This window comes from Tabrizicola sp. TH137, assembly GCF_002855575.1.
In the GTDB taxonomy this organism is placed as follows: domain Bacteria; phylum Pseudomonadota; class Alphaproteobacteria; order Rhodobacterales; family Rhodobacteraceae; genus Paragemmobacter.
Map to the genome: position 1 here is coordinate 127,583 of NZ_PKRQ01000006.1, position 17,491 is coordinate 145,073.

At 68.0% G+C, this 17,491-nt stretch carries 19 protein-coding genes; 8 read left to right on the forward strand and 11 right to left on the reverse strand.

Annotated elements, in window-relative coordinates:
- Window positions 1-140 precede the first annotated feature (140 nt).
- A complete protein-coding gene (locus C0V75_RS17385) occupies window positions 141-632 on the forward strand; it encodes an NUDIX hydrolase (RefSeq protein WP_371410702.1) in 492 nt (163 codons plus the stop codon).
- 124 nt (window positions 633-756) lie between these two features.
- Entirely contained in the window at window positions 757-1,176 is a 420-nt protein-coding gene (locus C0V75_RS17390; RefSeq protein WP_101922239.1) for a DUF1178 family protein, read from the forward strand.
- A gap of 30 nt (window positions 1,177-1,206) precedes the next feature.
- Here the strand turns inward: C0V75_RS17390 and C0V75_RS17395 are convergent, their stop codons facing one another.
- Window positions 1,207-1,530: a 2Fe-2S iron-sulfur cluster-binding protein gene (locus C0V75_RS17395; RefSeq protein ID WP_101922240.1), complete on the reverse strand. Its 324-nt coding sequence runs from the start codon at window positions 1,528-1,530 to the stop codon at window positions 1,207-1,209.
- A 276-nt stretch (window positions 1,531-1,806) separates the two neighbouring features.
- Between C0V75_RS17395 and C0V75_RS17400 the strand changes: the two genes are divergently transcribed.
- Both C0V75_RS17400 and C0V75_RS17405 read left to right on the forward strand, forming a co-directional pair.
- Window positions 1,807-2,268: an OB-fold nucleic acid binding domain-containing protein gene (locus C0V75_RS17400; RefSeq protein WP_101922241.1), complete on the forward strand. Its 462-nt coding sequence runs from the start codon at window positions 1,807-1,809 to the stop codon at window positions 2,266-2,268.
- A gap of 89 nt (window positions 2,269-2,357) precedes the next feature.
- Window positions 2,358-2,897 (forward strand): peptidoglycan-binding protein, encoded by a 540-nt coding sequence (locus C0V75_RS17405; RefSeq protein ID WP_101922242.1) that lies wholly within the window; start codon window positions 2,358-2,360, stop codon window positions 2,895-2,897.
- Window positions 2,898-2,958: 61 nt separating this feature from the next.
- Here C0V75_RS17405 and C0V75_RS17410 read toward each other — a convergent pair whose 3' ends face one another.
- From C0V75_RS17410 to C0V75_RS23050, 7 genes are all read right to left on the reverse strand, one after another.
- Window positions 2,959-4,464 carry a DegQ family serine endoprotease gene (locus tag C0V75_RS17410; protein WP_371410703.1) on the reverse strand — a complete coding sequence of 502 codons (1,506 nt, stop codon included), beginning with the start codon at window positions 4,462-4,464 and terminating at the stop codon, window positions 2,959-2,961.
- Between the two features lie 180 nt (window positions 4,465-4,644).
- Entirely contained in the window at window positions 4,645-4,839 is a 195-nt protein-coding gene (locus tag C0V75_RS17415) for a DUF2065 domain-containing protein (protein WP_101922244.1), read from the reverse strand.
- Complete coding sequence (gene hflC, locus C0V75_RS17420) at window positions 4,836-5,729, reverse strand: protease modulator HflC (protein ID WP_371410704.1); 894 nt, start codon at window positions 5,727-5,729, stop codon at window positions 4,836-4,838. The genes C0V75_RS17415 and hflC overlap by 4 nt, the downstream gene beginning before the upstream one ends.
- Window positions 5,729-6,922, reverse strand: coding sequence for an FtsH protease activity modulator HflK (hflK, locus tag C0V75_RS17425; protein ID WP_101922246.1), 1,194 nt, complete (start codon window positions 6,920-6,922; stop codon window positions 5,729-5,731). Before hflK ends, hflC begins: the two co-directional genes overlap by 1 nt.
- Before the next feature lie 77 nt (window positions 6,923-6,999).
- Window positions 7,000-8,358, reverse strand: a complete 1,359-nt coding sequence (gene gor / locus C0V75_RS17430) for a glutathione-disulfide reductase (RefSeq protein WP_101922247.1) — start codon at window positions 8,356-8,358, stop codon at window positions 7,000-7,002.
- The gene (gene rpiA, locus C0V75_RS17435; RefSeq protein ID WP_101922248.1) at window positions 8,355-9,140 is read right to left on the reverse strand and encodes a ribose-5-phosphate isomerase RpiA; all 786 of its coding nucleotides are present in this window, start codon (window positions 9,138-9,140) and stop codon (window positions 8,355-8,357) included. The genes gor and rpiA overlap by 4 nt, the downstream gene beginning before the upstream one ends.
- A gap of 90 nt (window positions 9,141-9,230) precedes the next feature.
- Window positions 9,231-9,785, reverse strand: coding sequence for a hypothetical protein (locus C0V75_RS23050; protein WP_158241868.1), 555 nt, complete (start codon window positions 9,783-9,785; stop codon window positions 9,231-9,233).
- Window positions 9,786-9,953: 168 nt separating this feature from the next.
- Between C0V75_RS23050 and C0V75_RS17445 the strand changes: the two genes are divergently transcribed.
- On the forward strand, window positions 9,954-10,610 hold the full coding sequence (locus tag C0V75_RS17445) for a glutathione S-transferase family protein (protein WP_158241869.1): 657 nt from the start codon (window positions 9,954-9,956) through the stop codon (window positions 10,608-10,610).
- Between the two features lie 6 nt (window positions 10,611-10,616).
- Window positions 10,617-11,996, forward strand: a complete 1,380-nt coding sequence (locus C0V75_RS17450; RefSeq protein WP_101922251.1) for an L-serine ammonia-lyase — start codon at window positions 10,617-10,619, stop codon at window positions 11,994-11,996.
- A gap of 5 nt (window positions 11,997-12,001) precedes the next feature.
- On the opposite strand, the gene C0V75_RS17455 is transcribed toward C0V75_RS17450, so the two are convergent.
- A complete protein-coding gene (locus tag C0V75_RS17455; RefSeq protein ID WP_101922252.1) occupies window positions 12,002-12,628 on the reverse strand; it encodes a sulfotransferase family 2 domain-containing protein in 627 nt (208 codons plus the stop codon).
- A 123-nt stretch (window positions 12,629-12,751) separates the two neighbouring features.
- On the opposite strand from C0V75_RS17455, the gene C0V75_RS17460 reads away from it, so the two are divergent.
- Window positions 12,752-13,696: a DMT family transporter gene (locus tag C0V75_RS17460; RefSeq protein ID WP_101922253.1), complete on the forward strand. Its 945-nt coding sequence runs from the start codon at window positions 12,752-12,754 to the stop codon at window positions 13,694-13,696.
- Here C0V75_RS17460 and C0V75_RS17465 read toward each other — a convergent pair.
- Complete coding sequence (locus tag C0V75_RS17465; RefSeq protein WP_101922466.1) at window positions 13,638-14,339, reverse strand: thiamine diphosphokinase; 702 nt, start codon at window positions 14,337-14,339, stop codon at window positions 13,638-13,640. The two genes, C0V75_RS17460 and C0V75_RS17465, sit on opposite strands and share 59 nt — an antisense overlap.
- A 140-nt stretch (window positions 14,340-14,479) precedes the next feature.
- Between C0V75_RS17465 and C0V75_RS17470 the strand changes: the two genes are divergently transcribed.
- A complete protein-coding gene (locus tag C0V75_RS17470; RefSeq protein ID WP_101922254.1) occupies window positions 14,480-17,122 on the forward strand; it encodes a hypothetical protein in 2,643 nt (880 codons plus the stop codon).
- Window positions 17,123-17,246: 124 nt separating this feature from the next.
- Here C0V75_RS17470 and C0V75_RS17475 read toward each other — a convergent pair whose 3' ends face one another.
- Window positions 17,247-17,480, reverse strand: coding sequence for a DUF2842 domain-containing protein (locus tag C0V75_RS17475; protein WP_101922255.1), 234 nt, complete (start codon window positions 17,478-17,480; stop codon window positions 17,247-17,249).
- Between the last annotated feature and the right edge of the window lie 11 nt (window positions 17,481-17,491).

Consider the following 17,491-nt stretch of genomic DNA (forward strand, 5'->3'; position numbering starts at 1 on the left):
GCAGGGCCGTGCCGAATGGCCATGTCTTGCCGCGGTCCGGACAAATTTCCGTGTTTTTCTTGGTGTTTGGTCACAAGCCATGCCATATTGTCGGCAGAGCAGGAACCCCGGACAAGAACCGGATCGAACGATCGGGCGGGATGATGAAAGGCAGCGGCAACAGCCAGATGTTTGGCCTTGGCGAAGACGGGCCGCGCAGCCAGTACGGTGCGCTGTGCTGGCGCATGCATCGGGGGCGGGTGGAGGTTCTGTTGATCACCAGCCGCGATACCGGGCGCTGGGTCATTCCCAAGGGCTGGCCCATGGCCGACAAGCGGCCGGAAGAGGCGGCGGCGCTGGAAGCCTGGGAAGAGGCCGGGGTTACGGGTGAAAGCGCCGGTGCGGCGCTGGGTCTTTATTCCTATGACAAGGCGCGCAAGTCCAAGGAGGCGCTGCCCTGCGTGGTGTCGGTCTATCCGCTGAAGGTGGCGCGGCTGGCGGCACGCTTTCCGGAACGGGCCGAACGGCGGCGGCGCTGGTTCAGCGCCGAACGGGCCGCGCGGCTGGTGGCGGAACCGGAATTGCGGGCGCTGCTTCTGCATCTGGCCAGCGACCCCGCCGCGTTGCAGCCGGACGCGGTTGCATCTGCCTGAAATCCGGTCTTGACTGCGCGGCCGGGGCCTTTAGCTCCGCCCCTGAGGAACCGGACAAGACCGCAGCGACAGACCTGCCCATGACGACCCAAGGCCCGACCATGCAGCCCTTCGGTGATCCGCGATGATCCGTTTCAGCCTGAAATGCGACCAGGACCACGGCTTTGAAAGCTGGTTCCCCTCGGGTGCGGCCTATGAGTCCCTGAAGGCGGCGGGCCATGTGTCCTGCCCGGTCTGCGGGTCGGTGGTGGTGGAGAAGGCGCTGATGGCCCCGGCTGTGCGCCCGGCGCGCGAGGAGGCGGGGCCGCTGCGCGGGGCGGAGACGCCGATGGAACAGGCCATCGCGGCGCTGAAGAAGCAGGTCGAGGAAAATTCCGAATATGTCGGCATGAACTTCGTCGCCGAGGCGCGGCGCATCCATCAGGGCGAGGCGCCGGAGCGATCCATCCATGGCGAGGCGCGGCCGGAGGAGGCGAAGAAGCTGATCGAGGAGGGGGTGCCGGTGGCCCCCCTGCCCTTCCTGCCCGCCCGCAAGGTGCAGTGAGCGCCGCCCCGAAGGACGGCGCGGCGGGGATCAGATCTGCTTTTCGGGCATCTGGACGCGCAGCCCGTCCAGCGCATCGCTGACCTTCAACTGGCAGGTCAGGCGCGAGCGGACCGGATCGGGATTCCAGGCGAAATCGAGCATGTCCTCTTCCATGCTGTCCTTCTTGGGCAGGCGGTCCACCCAGGCCGGATCGACATAGACATGGCAGGTGGAGCAGGCGCAGGCGCCGCCGCAATCGGCCTCGATGCCCGGGATGCCGTTGTCGCGGGCGCCTTCCATCACGGTGAGGCCGGTCGCCACCTCGACCACATGTTCCTTGCCGCCGTGTTCCACATAGGTGATCTTTGCCATTCAAGCCCTACCAGTTTCGCCAGACACGCGTTTCCTGACGCCCAGATAGGCCATCCGGGGCGGATTTGCCAGTGGGGTCAGTGGACGGGGGGGGTTGGCGGCGGGGCCGGGGAAGCGGTCCGCGTTAAGGTTAACGCCCCCTGCCCCCACTTTCTGTCGAGAAATATCCTCGGGGGGTGAATTGGCGCAAGGCGCCAAGAGGGGGGCAGACAGCCCCCCTGCAACGGTGCGGCCGGGCGCTTGCCCTGAAGCGAAGGATGTTCTATCTTTGTTCTCATGACCCCATGGCTGACCCCCGCCCTGCCCCCCGCCCGGCCCGGAGCCCCTGCCCTGCCCGCCCGGCAATGGCTGGCGCGTGACCGCCGTCCCGGCGACTGGCCGCGCCCGCCTTCGGCGCTGGTGGCGGCGCGGCTGGACGAGCCGCCGGCAGGGGCGCGGGTCTGCGTGGCGGGGCTGGTGCTGGTGCGGCAGCGGCCCGGCACGGCGAAGGGGGTGATCTTCATCACGCTGGAGGATGAGACGGGCACCTGCAATGTGGTCGTCTGGGCGAAGGTCTATGAACGGTTCCGCCGCGCGGTGATCGCGGGGCGGATGCTGCGGGTGACGGGCCGGGTGCAGCGCGAGGCGGGCGTGGTGCATGTGGTGGCCGAGGGGATCGAGGATCTTTCGGCGATGCTGGATCAGCTTCTGCGTCCCGATTTCCGGCATGACGGGGTGCGGGCCGCCGATCAGCCCTGACATGCGGCCCTGCGGGCTTTCGGGCCGGGCGCTTTGCCGTTATGGTGCCGAACCGTGATCCGGGCGAACCGGACGGGCAGCGAGGTGGCATGAAACGGGCAGTGATGGGTCTTGGCCTTGCGGTGGCGGCACTGGCTGCCTGCCAGGGGACGGGGGTGCCGAAGGCGCCCGGACGGCTGGACCTTTCGGCGGAAGTGGTGCGGCTGGATCGACCGGGGCCGCCCGCCCGGCCCGAAGGGGCCTGCTGGGAAAGCGACGTGACGCCTGCGGTGATCGAGACGGTGACCGAACAGGTGGTGGTGACCCCGGAAGAGAGGGATGCCGAAGGCCGCATCCTGACCCCGGCCAGCTATCGCACCGATACCCGCGCCCGCATCGTGCAGGACCGCGAGGAAGTCTGGTTCCGCGCCCCCTGCCCTGCGGATTACACGGTGGATTTCGTGGCCAGCCTGCAACGCGCGCTGAAGGCGCGGGGCTATTACCTGCTGCCGCTGACGGCGCAGATGGATGACGGCACGCGCGATGCGGTGCGGCGGTTCCAGGCGGACCGGGGGTTGGACAGCCCGCTCCTGTCGCTGGCGGCGGCGCGGGATCTGGGGCTGCTGCCGGTCGGTCTGGACGAGTTGTGACCATGGCAAAGGGGCGGCGGGTTGCCCCGCCGCCCCTTTCCTTGACCCGCCAGAGGCGGGATCACTGTTCCGCCGCGCCCTCTTCGATGGAGAGCGCCACGAAGCGCGGGTCGCCTGCGCGGCGCACGAGGAGGAGGAGCGACTTGCGCCCGGCCTCGCGCGCCTCGGTCACCCGATCTTCCAGATCCTGAAGGCGGGCGACGGGCTGCTGGCCCGCTTCGGTGATGACGTCGCCTTCGCGCAGACCCTTGCCATAGGCTTCGGAGGCCGCATCGACGGCGGTCACGGCCAGGCCTTCGCTGCCATCGGGCAGGCCGAGCTGCTGGGCGATTTCGGGCGTCACGGGGGCCAGCGTCAGGCCGAGCAGTTCGAGGTTCTGCGGCTCGGCCGGGGCTTCGGCGGCGGCGGGGACGGCCTCTTCGGCCTCGGCCTCTTCGCGGCGGCCCAGGGTGACGGAGAGCGTGGTGGATTTCCCGTCGCGCAGCACGACGACCGGGACGGCAGAGCCGACCGGGCTGTCGGCCACCTGCCGCGTCAGGTCGCGCGACGAGGCGATGGCGGTGCCGTCGAAGGTGGTGATGACATCGCCCGCCTGCATGCCCGCGTCACGGGCCGGGCCTTCCGGCACGTCGGTCACGAGGGCGCCGGCGGCTTCGGTCAGGCCCATCGCCTCGGCCACGTCGGGGGTGACATCCTGGATGCGGACGCCGAGCCAGCCGCGGCGGGTTTCGCCGAATTCGCGGAGCTGATCGACCACCTTGGTCACGACATTGGAGGCCATCGAGAAGCCGATGCCGATGGAGCCGCCATTGGGCGACAGGATGGCGGTGTTCACGCCGATCACCTGCCCGTCCATGTTGAAGAGCGGGCCGCCCGAATTGCCGCGGTTGATGGCGGCGTCGGTCTGGATGTAGTCGTCATAGGTGCCGGACAGTTCGCGCCCGCGGGCGGAGACGATCCCCGCCGAGACGGAGAAGCCCTGGCCGAGCGGGTTGCCCATGGCCATGACCCAGTCGCCCACGCGCATCAGATCGGAATTGCCGAACTGGACGTAGGGAAGCGGTTCGTCGGAGGTGACCTTGAGGAGCGCGATGTCGGTCTTGGGGTCCTTGCCCACGATTTCGGCCTTCAGCCGGTCGCCGGAGAAGAATTCGATCTCGATCTCATCCGCGCCTTCGATGACGTGGTTGTTCGTCACGATGTAGCCGTCTTCCGAGATCACGAAGCCTGATCCCAGCGCCTCGGACCGGCGGGGTTCGGAGGGGCCGCCGGGGCCACCTTCCGGGTTCATGAAATCGCGGAAGAAATCCTCGAAGGGGGAGCCTTCGGGGACCATCGGGCCGCCATCGGTGGGGGCGGCGACCATGGCAGAGGTGGTGATGTTGACCACCGAGGGGCTGATCTGTTCGGCCAGATCGGCAAAGCTTTCCGGCGCGCCACGCGCGGAGACATCAAGCGCAGACCCCAGCGCGAGCGACAGGCCCAGCGCAAGCGCGAGGAACACGCGGGGGACAGGACGCGGTGCCGCGGCGAGGCGGGCCGCAGGGGACGGGATTGAGGGATGCACTCCGAACTCCTTTCGTTTCACGGTGCCGCGCGTACCACTGACCGGCCGGGCGGCGGAGCACGTTTCCGATCATCAGGTAGGCAGCGCGAAACGCAATGCAAACCGGGTCGCGCCCTCTCAACAGCATGTGAACCTGCGGGGGGAAATGTTTCAAGGGCCGAATGCGGCCGAGGGGCGCGGTCAGCCCATCAGGCGGAAAGCCAGCCAGAGGAGGCCCGTGCCACCTGTCATGGCGAGAAGGCCGATCAGGCGGGCGCGATCGGGCGGGAGGGAGGCCAGGAATTCCAGCACGGCCCGGATGTGCGAAGGGGCCAGCGCAAGCGCCAGCCCCTCGATCACAAGCACCAGTCCAAGGCCCAGAAGGACCCAGGTCATTCCGCCGGGGCGGCGGGTCGCCCTGCGGGGCCGGCATCGGAGCGAAGGTAATCGAAGAATTCGCTGTCCGGCTGCATCACGATGGAGGAATTGCCCGGTTGCAACGCCCGCTCATAAGAGGTGAGCGAACGGGTGAAGGCGAAGAATTCCGGATCGCGACCGAAGGCTTCGGCATAGATGGCGTTGCGTTCGGCATCGGCCTCGCCTCGGATGACGTCGGCCTGACGGCGGGCGTCGGAGGTGAGTTCGACGACCGTCCGGTCGGCCGAGGCGCGGACGCGCTGCGCCGCTTCGCCACCGCGGGCGATTTCATCCGCCGCCTCGCGTTCCCGTTCGGCCCGCATCCGGGCGAAGGTCGCGTCGAGGTTCTGTTCCGGCAGGTCGGTGCGGGTGAGGCGGACGTCGATCACCTCGATCCCCAGGTTGGAGGCCTGGGCGCGGGCGATGTCGCGGATCTGGTTCATCAGCGCGGTGCGGTCTTCGGACAGCACGCGGTTGGAGTTCACCGAGCCCAGCACCTGCTGGATTGCCGGGTTGATGATGCTTTCCAGACGGCGGAGCGCCTGCGATTCGCCGCCGGCGCCGACCGCCTCGCGGAATTCCACGAGATCGACGATGCGCCAGCGGGCGAAGGCATCGACGACGAGACGGCGGTCGTCGAGCATGGTGACTTCGACCGGGGTCGTGGGCAGGCCGAGGATGCGGCCGTCATAGCGCACGACTTCCTGGATCAGCGGGATCTTGAAGCCGAGGCCCGGCTCTTCCTTCACCTGCTTGACCTGGCCGAATTGCAGGACCAGCGCCTTTTCGCGTTCGTCCACGATGAAGAGCGAGGACAGGGCGGCAGCGCCGAGGATGGCGACGACGGGAAGAAGGATCGCGCTTTTCATCAGTTGGTCGCTCCGGTCGCGGCGGCACCTGCGGCAGGGGCCGGACGGTTGAGTTCATTGAGCGGCAGGAAAGGCACCACGCCCTGACCGCCGCCTTCGCCGGAGGCCACGCCGTCAAGGATGACCTTGTTCATGCCACCCAGAACTTTCTCCATGGTTTCCAGATACATGCGACGGCGGGTCACGTCGGGCGCCTTCACATATTCCTCATAGACCGAAAGGAAGCGCGAAGCTTCACCCTGCGCCACGTTGACGACCTGGGCGCGGTAGGCCTCGGCCTCTTCCAGAAGGCGGGCGGCTTCCCCCCTTGCGCCTGCGGTCACGCGGTTGGCATAGGCGTCGGCCTCTTTTTCCAGCCGGTCGCGTTCCTGCTGGGCGGCCTGCACTTCGCGGAAGCTGTCGATGACTTCGCGGGGCGGCGCGGCGCGTTGCAGGTTGACGCGGATCACGTTGATCCCGGCCTGATAGCTGTCGAGCGTGGCCTGCACCCCGGCTTGAAGATCGGAGGCGATGACGCCCCGGTCACGGTTGAGGATGGGCGAAAGCTCTGACCGGGCGATGATGTCGCGCATCGCGGATTCCGACACGGCACGGATCGTGTCATCGGGATCGGCGAGGTTGAAGAGGAAGGCGGCCGGGTCCGACACGTTCCAGACCACCTGGAAGCCGATATCGACGATGTTCTGGTCGCGGGTCAGCATCAGGCCATCGCCCACCGCCCCGTCGCCCACGGCGCCGATATCGGTGGTGCGTTCGCCCGTCACCGACACGATTTCCGCCGTGATCACGGGCCAGGGGGCGAAGTTCAGGCCGGGATTGCCCACGGTGGAAAACTCGCCAAGGAAAAGCTCGACCGAGCGTTCTTCGGGCCGGACCGTGTAGAAGGACATGAAGGCCCAGAGGCCCACGGCGACCAGACCGCCGAGGAGGAGGCCCTGCTTGGTGATCATCGGGCCACCGGGATCACGCCCGCCGCCGCCACCGCCGTTGAAGCCGCCACGGTTCTTGCCGCCCATCAGAACACGGAGCTGTTCCTGCCCCTTCTTCATGATCTCGTCGATCTCGGGGATCTGGGGGCCGCCTTCGCCGGGCCTGCGGCCACCGCGACGGTCATCGCCGCCGCGTCCGCCATTGTTCCGGTCATCGTCGCCGGGGCCGCCACCGCCGCCCCACGGACCTCCGCTTCCTGCCATTGATCGTACCCTTTTTATCTTCGTCCGGCTTTAACTGTGTATGCGCGCGCCAAAATCAAGCACATGGCCCCGCGCGTCTAGCCCCTTCTGGTGGGCTTTCGCATCGTCACCAGTTCCTCCGATATGGTCGGATGGACGGCGACGGTGCGGTCGAAATCCTCTTTCGTGGCCCCCATGCGGATGGCGATGGCGGCAAGCTGGATCAATTCGCCCGCCTCGGGTGCGACGATGTGGCAGCCCAGAACCTTGCGGCTGGCCTGGCTGACGATCAGTTTCATCAGCACGCGGTCCTGACGGCCTGCGAAAAGCGTCCGCATCGGGCGGAAGGTGGCGGCATAGACCTCGATCGGTTCGATCTCGCGCGCGGCCTCTTCCGACAGGCCGACGCTGCCCAGTTCGGGCTGGGTGAAGACGGCGGAGGGGATGAGGTCATGGTCGAACCGCGTCGGCACGCCGCGGAAGACGGTGTCGGCGAAGGCATGGCCTTCGCGGATGGCGACCGGGGTCAGGTTGACGCGGTCGGTCACGTCGCCCACGGCATAGATCGAGGGGACGGCGGTCTGGGACCATTCATCCACGATGATCTGCCCGCTGCGGCCGAATTTCACGCCGAGGTCTTCGAGGCCGAGGCCTGAGGAATTGGGACGGCGGCCGGTGGCATAGAGGACGAGGTCGAATTCCCGTTCGCTGCCATCGGTGGCGACGGCGCGGATGCCGGAGGCGGTTTTCTCCAGCCGGATCACATCGGTGCCGCAATGGATGGCGATGCCGCGCGCCTGCATGGCATGGGCGACATGGCCTCGGGATTCATCGTCGAAGCCGCGCAGGATCTGCGCGCCGCGGTAGTATTGCGCGACCTCGACGCCCAGCCCGTGCAAGATGCAGGCGAATTCCGAGGCGATATAGCCGCCGCCCACCACCAGCGCCCGTTTCGGCAGGGCGTCGAGGTGGAAGACCTCGTTCGAGGTGATGGCGAGGTCCTTGCCGGGAATGTCTGGCACGAAGGGCCAGCCGCCGGTGGCGATGAGGATGTGTTTGGTGGTGATCGTCTCGCCCGTGGCGAGCCGCACGGTATGGGGATCGACCACGGTCGCGCGGCAGTCATGGATGGTGACGCCCGCGTTCAGGAGGGTGGAGCGGTAGGCGTTTTCGAGCCGGGTGAGTTCGGCTTCCAGCGATGCGCGGAATTTCGGCCAGTCGAAGCCATCGGATTTCACACGCCAGCCATAGGCGTTGGCATCCTCGATCATCTCGGGGAAGGCGGAGGCGAAGACCATCAGCTTTTTCGGCACGCAGCCGCGGATGACGCAGGTGCCGCCCATGCGGCTTTCCTCGGCCAGCATGACGCGGGCGCCGCCTTCTGCCGCCGCGATGCGCGCGGCGCGGACGCCGCCCGAGCCGCCGCCGATCACGAAGAGATCGGTGTCGAAGCTCATTCCATATCCGCGAAGATGTTGTCGGAGGGGGCGAATTCGATGAAATCCTCGCCCTCGGTGCCCTGATTGATGTCGCGCACGGTCACCCGGCCATCGCCATGGCCGATCACCACGATATCGCAGATGTCGATGAAGAGGCCGTTTTCCACCACGCCGGGGATCTGGTTCAGGACGAGCGCCAGTTGGCGCGGGTTGCCGATGCGTTTCAGGTGCAGGTCGATGATGTAATTCGCCTCATCCGTCACCAGTGGGCGGTCGCCGTTCATGCGCAGGGTGCAGTCGCGGTTGAGGACGTCGAGCGAGACGAGCGTTTCCTCGATCAGCGCCTTGGTCGTCTGCCAGCCGAAGGGGATCACCTCCACCGGCAGGGGGAAGGCGCCGAGCTGGCTGACTTCCTTGGCGATGTCGGCGATGACGATCATCTGGTCCGAGGCGGTGGCGACGATCTTTTCCTGCAAGAGCGCCGCGCCGCCGCCCTTGATGAGGGCGAGTTGCGGGTCGAATTCATCCGCCCCGTCGATGGTGAGGTCGAGCCATTTGGCATCGTCGAGCGAGGTGATCGGGATGCCGAGGGAGGCCGCCAGTTCCGCCGTGCGGGTGGAGGTGGGTACGCCCGTGACGCGCAGCCCCTCTTCCCGGATGCGTTCGGCGAGGCAGCGCACCATCCAAGCGGCGGTGGAGCCGGTGCCGAGGCCCAGCTTCATGCCATCCTCGACGAATTCGGTGGCGCGTTTGGCGGCCACGAATTTCGCCTTGTCGATGGGGGAAAGCTCTGCTGGCATGGGGCAACTCCTTCACGGCTTGCCCCTGCTTATAGGCAATGCGGGCGGGGCGTGTAAGGGCGAAATGCCACCCCCTGCCCCGCCCGGCGGTCAATCGTTGGCGGCGAGCGGGCCGAGCGCGCGGGAGAGTTCGGCCAGCGTGGTGCGGCCGTCGGCATCGCTGTCGAAGGACGCGACGGCGCGCAGCAGCGCCTCATCCTGTGGGCGGGAGGCGCGGGCCACCTCGGCCTCGGCGAAGGCGCGGAGTTCGGGCGGGGCGAGGGTGCCGTCGGCATCGGCATCGGCGGCGTCGCGCTGGCGCATCAGCCGGGCGCGGGCGGGGGCCGAGAGGGTGGCGGCCCGGGCGGCGAGTTCGGGCGGGGCAAGGGTGCCGTCACCGTCGAGATCGGATTCGTGGAAGGCGCGCAGGGCGCGGGTGCGGAAGAAGGCGCGGTCGAGCGCGATGGTGGTTTCGATGGCCTCGCGCGTGATTGCGCCATCCTGCCCATGGCCGTGGATCAGGTCAGCGGCGAGATCGGCGAAGCGGTCGGGGCGGGCGAGGATGGCCTCCGCCGCCTCGGCCGGAAGGGCGGCGGGAAGGATCGCTGCCTCCTGCGCGGCGGCGGGGGCCGCGAGCAGGAGGAGAAGGGGGAAATGGGCGCGCATGGCTGCTCCGTTCTAGAGGCACATGGGGGCGAGGATGGGGGCGCGGGGTTAACGCGCGGTGAAGATCGGCGGCGGGATGTGCGGAATATGCTTTCCGGATGTCGCTTTCCGCAGGACGTGGCATGGTGGCGCGGCGCATTCTGGCGCGGGTCCGGCAAGGGAGCGGTGATGTACAGACTCTACGGCGTTCAGGATTTCGCGAATCTGGCGGTGCATGTCGCGCTGGAAGAGGCGGGCGTGCCTCATGAGGTGGTGTTTCTGGACATGGATGCGGGGGACCTGCAATCGCCCGACCATCTGGCGCGGCATCCGATGGGCCTTGTGCCCGCGATGGAGACGCCGGAGGGGACGATGTTCGAGACGGGGGCCATCCTGCTCTATCTGGGCGAGCGGCACGGGCTGGCGCCTGCGCCGGGCGCGGCGGAACGGGTGGCGTTCCTGTCCTGGTTCGTCTTTGTCAATAACGGGCTGCATACGGCGGTGATGGACCTGATCCATCCCTACCGGATCAGCGAGGACCATGCCCGCATCGTGGCCGAGGCGGCGCGGGCGCGGCTGGTGGAGCGGATGGCGGCGCTGGAGGCTGTGGCGGCGACGCGGCCCGGCTGGCTGTCGCCGGATCGGCCGGGGGTTCTGGGCATCTACATTTCCATGCTGCTGCGCTGGATGCGGGCCTTTGCCTGGGCGCCCGATCTTGCCATTTCCGCGCAGGATTATCCGGCGCTGGCCGCCATCGCCACGGCCTGCGAGGCGCGCCCTGCAACGCAGCGGGCGGCGGCGGCCAATGGGCTGAGCGGGCGGTTCTTCAGCGATCCGGAAGGGTGATCCCGCATGTTCCTGTCTGTCTTCGACATGTTCAAGGTGGGGGTCGGCCCGTCCTCCAGCCATACGATGGGGCCGATGGTGGCGGGGGCGCGGTTTCTGGAAAAGATGCGCGCCTCGCCCTTCCATTTCAAAGGCTTGCGCGCCTCGTTGCACGGGTCGCTTGCCTTTACCGGGGTGGGGCATGCGACGGACCGGGCGACGATCCTTGGGCTCGCGGGGTTCGAGCCTGCCACCTATGACGCCGCGAAGGCCGAGGCCGTGCTGGAGGCGATCAAGGCGCGCAAGGTGATCGAGGTGCCGGGACTGGGCGAGATGGCCTTCGATCCGGGGCGCGATCTGGTCTTTGATTACGGCCCGGCCTTGCCCGGCCATGCCAACGGGATGATCCTGAAGGCCACGGACGCGCAGGGCGACGTGATCATGGAGGAAACCTATTACTCCATCGGCGGCGGTTTCGTCCTGACGGCGGGGGAGATGGCCGAGGCCGGGGGCGGCAAGGCGAAGGCGCGGGCGGATGTGCCCTATCCCTTTGAAAAGGCCGACGAGATGCTGGCGATGGCCAAGGCATCGGGCCTGTCCATCGCGCAGATGAAGCGGGCGAATGAGGTGAAGTTCCGGTCGCCTGCCGAGCTGGACAAGGGGATGGAGCGCATCTGGCAGGTGATGAACGACTGCATCACGCGCGGGATGGCGGGCGAAGGCATTCTGCCGGGCGGGTTGAAGGTGCGGCGCAGGGCCAAGGGCATCCATGATGCTCTGATGGCCGAGCGCGGGCTGAACATGACGCCGCCGCATACGATCAACGACTGGATGTCGCTTTATGCGATGGCGGTGAACGAGGAGAACGCGGCGGGCGGGCAGGTCGTGACGGCCCCCACGAATGGCGCGGCGGGGGTGGTGCCGGCGGTGATCCGCTATTGGCTGGACCATGTGCCGGGGGCTTCGTCCAGCCGGGTGGGGGAATTCCTGCTGACCGCGGCGGCGATTGGCGGTTTGGTGAAGCACAACGCCAGCATCAGCGGCGCGGAATGCGGCTGTCAGGCCGAGGTCGGGTCGGCGGCGGCGATGGCGGCGGCGGGACTGTGCGCCGTGCTGGGCGGCACGCCCGAGCAGGTGGAGAACGCGGCCGAGATCGCGCTGGAGCATCATCTGGGCATGACCTGCGATCCGGTGAAGGGCCTTGTGCAGGTGCCCTGCATCGAAAGGAACGGGCTGGGGGCGATCAAGGCCGTTTCCGCCGCGTCGCTGGCGCTGCGGGGGGATGGCATCCATCTGGTGAGCCTTGATGTCTGCATCGAGACGATGCGCCAGACGGGGCGGGACATGCACGAAAAATACAAGGAAACCAGCCTGGGCGGGCTGGCCGTGAATGTGCCGAACTGCTGATCCCTTCAGCCGCGGGTGATGAGATGGCCCTTGGCGGCCACCCGTGCATAAAGCGCGAATTCGGCGGCATGGGCGGTGCGGAAGCGTTTCACGAGGGCGGGCGGCAGGTCTGCCGCCCCGGCGGCCGCAGGGGCAGAGACATTGCGCGCCTCGAGCGTGAGCGAGGTGCCGAGACGGCCCTGGAGGAAGGCGATCATCCGGTCGAGGCGGGCATAGTCGAAGACATGGGTGACGGGCGGGCCGCCATCGAGAAAGCCGAGGAACCGGTCCTGCCTGCCGACGGCGGCGAAGGGCGGCTGCGGATCGGAGAGCCGGGCCTCGACGAATTCGGCGAAGCTCATGCCATGGGTGGAATTGGCATGGCCGATCAAGGCCTCGCGCTGGCGGTAGCGGAACCAGCTTTCCATCTGTTCCATCGGTTCGCGCATCACGGCAAAGGTTTCCGGCGCGAAACCGAGCGTTTCCTTCAGGAAGGGCGCCCAGCGGCGGGCATAGGTCGCGGCATTCAGATGCGGGAACTGCCGCGCGGTTTCGGGGGTTTCGGAATGCGCGGCGAGCATGGCACGGATCGCCTGCGAAGCCGTCTTGGGCGTGGCGAGATAGACAAGACGAGCCTTGGGCAGAACCAGCACACCACACCTCCGTGACACACGGGCGGAGATTGGGGGTGGATGGGCGGCAGGGCAAGGGGGGATGCGGCGGCGCATGTCGCTTTTGCGATGGACGGCAGCAAGGGGCGGGGATAGCCACGGGGCATGAGCCGACAGCCTGACCGCATCTTCCCCGGCATCGTCCTGATGCTTTGCTTCTGTGCGCTGGCGCCGCTGCTGGATGTTTCGTCCAAGCTGGCGGCGGAGAACGGCATTCCCGTCGGCCAGATCACCGCCGCGCGTTTCGTGGTGCAGGGGGCGCTGATGCTGCCCATCGTGCTGTGGATGGGGCTTGCGTGGCGGGTGGATGCGCGGGTTTTGGGCTTTGTCTTCCTGCGGGCGGTGTTCCTGATCCTTTCCACTTTCTCCTTCGTGTCCGGCATCGAGGTCATGCCGGTGGCGGATGCGCTGGCCATCGCCTTTGTGGAGCCGTTCATCCTGCTGATCCTCGGGCGGCTGATCTTCGGCGACGAGGTGGGGCCGCGCCGGATCGCGGCGAGCGCGGTGGGATTCGGAGGGGCGCTGCTGGTGATCCAGCCGTCGCTGGCGGCTTTCGGCTATGTCGCGCTCTGGCCCCTGGGGACGGCGTTCTTCTTCGCCTTCTACATGCTGGTGACGCGGGCCATGGCGGCCTATATGCATCCGGTGACGATGCAGTTGCATACATCGCTGGCGGGGATCGTGATCTGCGTACCGCTGATGGTGCTGTTCAACGGCACCGGCTGGGAGGAACTGGACCCGGTGATGCCGGGCGGGTGGAACTGGCTGTGGCTGTTCGGCGTAGGGTTCTGGGCCGGGGTCAGCCATATGTGCATGACCTATGCGCTGAAATACGCGCCCTCGGCGACGCTGGCCCCGCTGCATTACACCGAGATCGTGGCGGCGGTGGCGCTGGGATACCTGATCTTCGGGGATTTCCCCAATCCGATGACCTGGGCGGGGATCGCGGTGATCGTGTCTTCGGGCCTCTATATCATCCACCGAGAGCGGGTCAGCGCGAAGGCGAAGCGGGCGGCGGCGGCTGCCACGCTTCCCCCAGAAGCGATCTGAGCGCGGCGTCGAGGCGCGCGCGCGGCAGGATCACCAGCAGGCCGGGGCCATCGACCGAAAGCCGCACCTCGCGCCTGGCGACGCGGTTCGAGGTGCCGATCATGCCATCGGGGGCGAGGGTCAGGCCGTCGATGGGCCATTCGAGGCCGGTGCTGCGCCCGGTGACGCGGGCCATGGGAAAGAGCGAGAGCCGGTCGCCGGGGGAAAGGCGCAGGTCCAGTGCGGGCGGGCAGTGAAAGACCACATCGCGCGGCCCGAGGACGAGGCAGCGCCGGTCGGCCTGGCGGACGAGGGTGTTGAACACGGCAAGCCCATGGTCGATCCGCGCCCCGGTGAAGCCGAGCGCCAGGGTGAAAGGGGCCGCGACGGAGCGCAACACCTTGTCGAAATCGGTCGTCAACTGTTCCGCGATAGGAAAGAGCCGGTCAGGGCCAAGGGAGGCGCGGGCGGCATGGGAAATCGAATCGAAATCGCCGATCACGGCCTCGGGCCGGTGGCCCGCGGCCAGCGCGCGGTCTGCCCCGCCATCGGCCGCAACAAGGCGCGGCGCGCGGGAAAGCGCCAGTCGGAAGGCCGCAGCAGAGACCGGCGCACCACCAACCAGCGTGACCCCATCGGATGATTGAACAATGACGGGATTCATGGCGATACTGTTTTCCGAATTGAGGCAAGTCGAGCGTTCGTGGGCCATAATCAATCCTTCAAATTACCGCCATCTGTCCATCAAAAGGATCAGGAGGACAGTAGATTGAACGGACCGAACCTGGGCAAAGCGAGCATCCGATGAACGGGGCGAGTAAGATACTGACGGTCTCCTACGGGACCTTTTCCTGTACGCTGGAGGGGTTCGACGATCCCTTCAACACGATGAAGGCGATTGCGGAATATTTCCGCGACCTTGCCGCCGAGGACAGGTATTTCGGCGCGGAGCCCCCGACGCCGGACGCGGCCATGCTGCACCGGATCGCCGAGCGCGAGATTCAGCGGCGGGTCGAGGCGAAGATTCAGGAAAACGGTGTGGTGCTGCGGGCTTCGGAACCGGCGGAGCCGATGGCGCCCGCCCCGGTGGCGCCCCCCGTGTCCGTGCAGGTTCCGGCTGTCGCACCGGTTGCGGAACGGGTGGCCGACGCGCCCGCCGTGGCCCCCGCCCTTGCCCCGGCGGCGGTCATGGCCGGGGAGTCGGTCGTCGAGAAATTGATGCGGCTGCGGTCGGATGTGGCCGCGCAGCCCGTGGCCGAGGCGCCGGTGGCGACCTCGCCTGTCGTGAGTTTCGCCATTCCCGACTATGTCGAGGATATGGTGGAGGATGTGGTCGAACCCGAGGCGATGCCCGAGGTGGCGGACCTGAGCGATCTTCTGCCCGAATCCCTGCCCGAGGCTGCGCCGGAAGAGGTGGTGACGGAAGCGGTGGTGGAAGCCGCCGAACCGGCTGAGGTCGTGGAGGAGGTTGCGGCTGAGGTCGCGGCGGAAGCCATGCCGGAGGCGGAGGTAACGGAGGCGGCTGTCGAGGCGGTTGAAGAGGCGGTTGCCGAAGTGCCCGCCGAAGCATCTGCCGAAGTGCCGGGCGATGACGATCTGGCCGCCGTGATGGCGGAACTGGGTGCCGTGACGGAGCCGGAGGCGGCGGTCGAAGCTGAGCCCGAGGCGGCGGTCGAGGTCGAAGCGGAGCCGATGCTGGCCGTGGAGGCGATGCTTCAGGCCGAAATGGCCGCAGAGGCCGAGGCCGCGCTGCAAGAAACGGCAGAGATGGGGGCCGCCGAGATGGCAGGTCCCGAGGCTGTGGCGGCGCTGAATGAGGAGGCCGATGCGGTAGCCGCGCCTGCGGAGGCCGCCGTGCCGGCGCCGGAAACGGGCGCGGATTACGATGTCTTTGCCGAGGATGAGGTCGCGGCGGTCGATCTGCCCGAGGGGCTGGCCCGCGCGCTGGCCGCCGTCGAGGATGAGGCGGTCTTTGCCGATGCCCCGGTCATGGCACAGCCGGAAGGCGCAGCCGATCTGATCGAGGCTGCTGCCGCGGAAACCGCGCCGGAAGAGGCGGGCGCGGAAGATGAGGCGATCCGGGCCTCGCTTGACGCGCTGCTGGCGGGTGCAGAGCCGCCCGCAGCCGAGCCTGTGGTGGCAGAGACGGCGCGTGAGGAAGAGGCCGAGGCCGAGGCACAGGTCGCGGCGATGGCGGAAGCGGCGGAGCTGCCCCCGGAGGCGGAACCCGAGGATGAAACGCCTGCCCAGGCTGCGGCCCAGCTTGCCGAGAGCGCCACGAACGGGATGGAACTGCGCCCCGGCGCGCAGGAAAAGCTGCTGCGTGCCCGTGCCCGGGTGATCCGCATCCGCAAATCCGACGAAGGCGAGGCGCAGGCCCCGGCCATGACCGCCGAAGGATCGGCGATTTCCGATTATGTCACGGCGCTGGCCGAGACGGCACCGGTCGAAGCGGCCCCCGAGGCCGCCCCAAATGCCCCGGCCCCGGCCGCCAAGGCACCGGTGGCCCCGCCCGCCGCGCCGCGCGAAGAGATGCCCGATCTTTCGGTGATGGGCGATGTGGAGATGATCCTGTCTGCCGAGGATGAGGCGGCGCTTCAGCGCGAGCTTGCCGCCCTGACCGGGCCGGAGGACGATGCGGCGGCGGTTGCCGATCTGTCGGCCACGCCGGAGACGCGCAAGGGATTTGACGGCCCCTCGGCCGACGAGGCGGTGAGCCGCCTGATGAAGCAGACCGACAACGAGATGGAGGGCAGCGAGGCGAAGCGCCGCCTGTCGGCCATCCAGCATCTGCGCGCCGCCGTGGCGGCCACCGTGGCAGAGCGCAAGGTCACCGGGGAAGCCCCGCAGGACAATGAAAAGGTGTCGCGCCTGGCGCGGTATCGCAACGATCTGGCCATGGCCGTGAAGAATGTGCTGCCGGGCCGCGGCGGCGACAGCGCGGTGGAACGTCCGGCCCCTCTGGTTCTGGTGTCGGAACAGCGGATCGACCGTCCGCGTCCCGCCGCGCCCAGCGCGGCCCCCGGGCCGATGGCCCCGGTCGCGCCGGTGCGGCCGCGCCGCGTCGCCTCCTCCGGTCTGGCGGTGCAGGCTGCCGAATCCTTTGACGACGATGACGAGGATGGCGACGAAGCCGGGAACATGTTCGGCGATACGCGCGGCTTCGCGGAGTTCGTGGAACGGGTCGGCGCGCAGAATCTGGAACAGATCCTCGAGGCGGCGGCGGCCTATCTGTCGGGCGTCGAAGGGCGCGAGCATTTCAGCCGCCCGGCGCTGATGCAGAACGTGGCCGCGGTGGTGCCTTCGGGCAGCTTCCAGCGCGAGGATGGTCTGCGCAGCTTCGGCGCGCTGCTGCGCAAGGGCCGGATCGCCAAGATCCGGCGCGGGCAGTTCACGCTGACCGAGGAATCGGCCTATCTGGCCGAGGCGCGCAAGATCGCGGGCTAGGCTGCACCGTCACAGGTTCGTGGGCCGGGCGCTGCCAGCCGGACCCAAAGGGAGGGGCGGACCTTGTGCGGGTCCGCCTTTTTCATTGCTGCGGCGGCCGGGCGGAGGATCAGCCCCTGGCCCGTCACTCCTCGCCCCGATCGGGCGCGTCGGGATCGGCCTGGCCGATCCCCTTGAACACCGCCTTGAAGGGCAGCGCCCAGAGGATGCCGAGGCCGACATAAATCAGGAGTTCCAGCCAGATCGGCGGGCGGTCGAACAGGCCCACCACATTGACCGCCACCACGATGTAAAGCGGCAGCCCGATCAGCAGGATCAGAAGCGAGAGGCGGCGTCGGGTCTTGTAGGAAAGCGCCATCTTGCTCCTAG